Source organism: Pseudomonas sp. P4_C3 (assembly GCF_056402075.1).
The window spans coordinates 1-2,375 of sequence record NZ_JBFUIC010000485.1 but is presented as its reverse complement, the minus strand read 5'-3'; the positions used below and the strand labels follow the sequence as shown (position 1 = coordinate 2,375).

The 2,375-nt window shown below is 56.5% G+C and carries 2 protein-coding genes; both read right to left on the bottom strand.

Features of this window, described 5'->3' with window-relative positions; all coding sequences use genetic code 11:
• On the bottom strand, positions 1 to 1,494 hold a 1,494-nt coding region (locus AC1DVH_RS29665; RefSeq protein WP_477756788.1), incomplete at its 3' end, for a TonB-dependent siderophore receptor.
• A gap of 365 nt (positions 1,495 to 1,859) precedes the next feature.
• Positions 1,860 to 2,360 (bottom strand): Lrp/AsnC family transcriptional regulator, encoded by a 501-nt coding sequence (locus tag AC1DVH_RS29660; RefSeq protein ID WP_103393416.1) that lies wholly within the window; start codon positions 2,358 to 2,360, stop codon positions 1,860 to 1,862.
• Positions 2,361 to 2,375: the final 15 nt, after the last annotated feature.

Sequence of the window (2,375 nt, the reverse complement as noted above, 5' to 3'; positions counted from 1 at the left end):
GGGCTTGAACGAGCGAGCCGTATCGGCATAGATCGCCACCGTGTCGGTGAGGTCATAGGTCACGCCAACGCGCGGGGTCACCGCATTGTCGCTGGCCTCCCAGCTTCTGCCGCCCGGCACAAAGGTTTGGTAATCATGCTCGAAGCGCTCGAAACGGGCCCCGGCCAATACTCTCAAACGCTCGGTCAAGGCCACCTGGTCCTGGACGAATGCCGCGTAGGTCTTGAGGTTTTCCTTGTCGTTGGTCGGGGTACGGGTCAAGGCTGGACGAGGCTGGCCATACACCGGGTTGAAGATATCGATCGGGTAGGCACTCACGGCGCCGCTGGAGCGCTGGATGATCGACTGGTAGTCGTAGTCCTCGTACTCGACGCCGGTCAGCAGAGTGTGATCGAAACCGCCTGCGGTGAAATGTCCGGTGAGGTTGAGTTGGGTGTCCTTGTCCGTCCACTCCAGCTTGCGGTAGTTGAAGTTACGGCCCAGGGTGCGCCCGTCTGCGGCCACACCGTTGGCTTCGACCGCATTCCCCTCGAGGGTGCCGTCGAGCCATTGGAATCCGCCGCCCAACGTCCAGTTATCGCTCAGCAGATGCTCGAACCGCAGCTGCGCCATGTTGTTGTCGTTGTGCAGTTTGCCAACGTCTTTTTCACCGAAGAAGGTGTCGCGAGAGGCTATGCCGATTTGATTGGGAAAGTGCGTCACGCCGCGATCCAGCGGGTGATTGTTGCGCATGAAATCCCCCTCGAAGATCACCTTGGTGTCGTCGTCGACCTGCCAGGCAAGTACCGGAGTGACGCCGTATCGTTCGGTTTCGACATGATCTCGGAAGGTATCGCCGCCCTCTCCCACCACATTCAAGCGATAGGCCAAACGGCCTTCTTCATCCAGCGGGCCGGAGGCATCCAGAGTTCCGCGTTGCATTCCCTGGTCGTCGAGTTGGCTACCCAGCGTCACAGTGGGCTCGGCCAGAGGTTGTTTGGAGATGATGTTGAACGTGCCACCTGGATCGCCTCGGCCATAGAGCATGGTCGCAGGCCCTCGCAGAACTTCGAGCCTTTCGATGGTGTTCGCATCCGGCATGTTCGGATAGCCACGGTTGATCGGGAACCCGTTGCGATAAAACTCCCCGGTGGTAAATCCACGCACGGTAAATGTGGTCAGGCCCTGGCCGCCAAAGTTGTTGGCCCGCCCCACACCACCGGCGTAATCGAGCGCGTCCTGCAATCGGGTGGCACTGATGTCTTCCACGACATCCTTGGTCACTACACTGATGGATTGAGGCGTCTCGTGGATCGACGTGTCGGTACGCGTTGCACTGGATGAACGCGTCGCCCGGTACCCGTCGACGGGCCCCAGGGCGGTTTCAAAGTCAGCCGTGCCAACGATGTCGGTTGCTTGCAACTCCAGACTGGCTTTATCGGTTGTGGCGCCCTCTGCCCAGGAGGAAGCGGAAAACGCATGAATCACACAGATAGAAACCAGAGTACGACGCATCTAGGAAACCTTGAGAAAATAGCCAAATGGGACGGCATACGTGCCAACAAATCGAGGCGTATGGTATACCGCATTATCAGCTTTTGATACGTATTCGCATTTGTATTTTCTGAACGCTACCTACGGTTGCACAAATCGCTAATCAAGCAATTCCAGAACACATCGCTTGAAGACCCTATGACGTAAAAAAGGGCCCTCGAAGAGCCCTTTGGTACTCATTTCAGAATTACTTGGTCAGCCAGGACTCAACGGTCGCAGAGCTGTGCTCAGCTTTCCACTTTGTCAGCACCTTGCTATTCCGGGCTTCATTACAACGGAGCTACGTCAAAGGCAGGGTTTCACAAGGTGATCTAACCCCTGCCCATTCACTCCTTGCTCGATTTGGGTATCGCGATACGGCTACTGGTCTTGACCTCGCGTAAAGCCAGACTGGACTGGATGGACGCAATGCCCACCTGACGCCTGAGCACCTGCTCGATAAAGTCACTGTAGCTATCAAGATCCTCTGCCAACACTTGCAGCACGTAATCGGCATCCCCGGTGATCTTGTGACAGGACAACACTTCAGGCAATTGCGCAATCACCGCCTCGAAAGCGTCGGGAGCGTGATCGGCGTGGGTGGAAAAACGGATGTGCACGAACGCCATGATATCCAGCCCCAGCATTCGTCGATCAAGGTTCGCCTGATACCCCTTGATCACGCCCGCCTCCTCCATTCTCTTACGCCGCCTCCAGCAAGGTGTCAGGCTTAACGACAAGCGCTCACTGAGCTCAGCGTTGGAAATACTCGCATCTTCTTGCAGCAATGCGAGGATTGCCAAGTCGGTATCGTCGAGACTGATGCGTTTGGATGATTTTTTCTGCATTACGCCATTCCATAG

What these genes read in the sequence shown, in the direction of transcription:
- AC1DVH_RS29660 (WP_103393416.1), bottom strand. Translation starts at nt 2,360, where the DNA reads ATGCAGAAAAAATCATCCAAACGCATCAGTCTCGACGATACCGACTTG.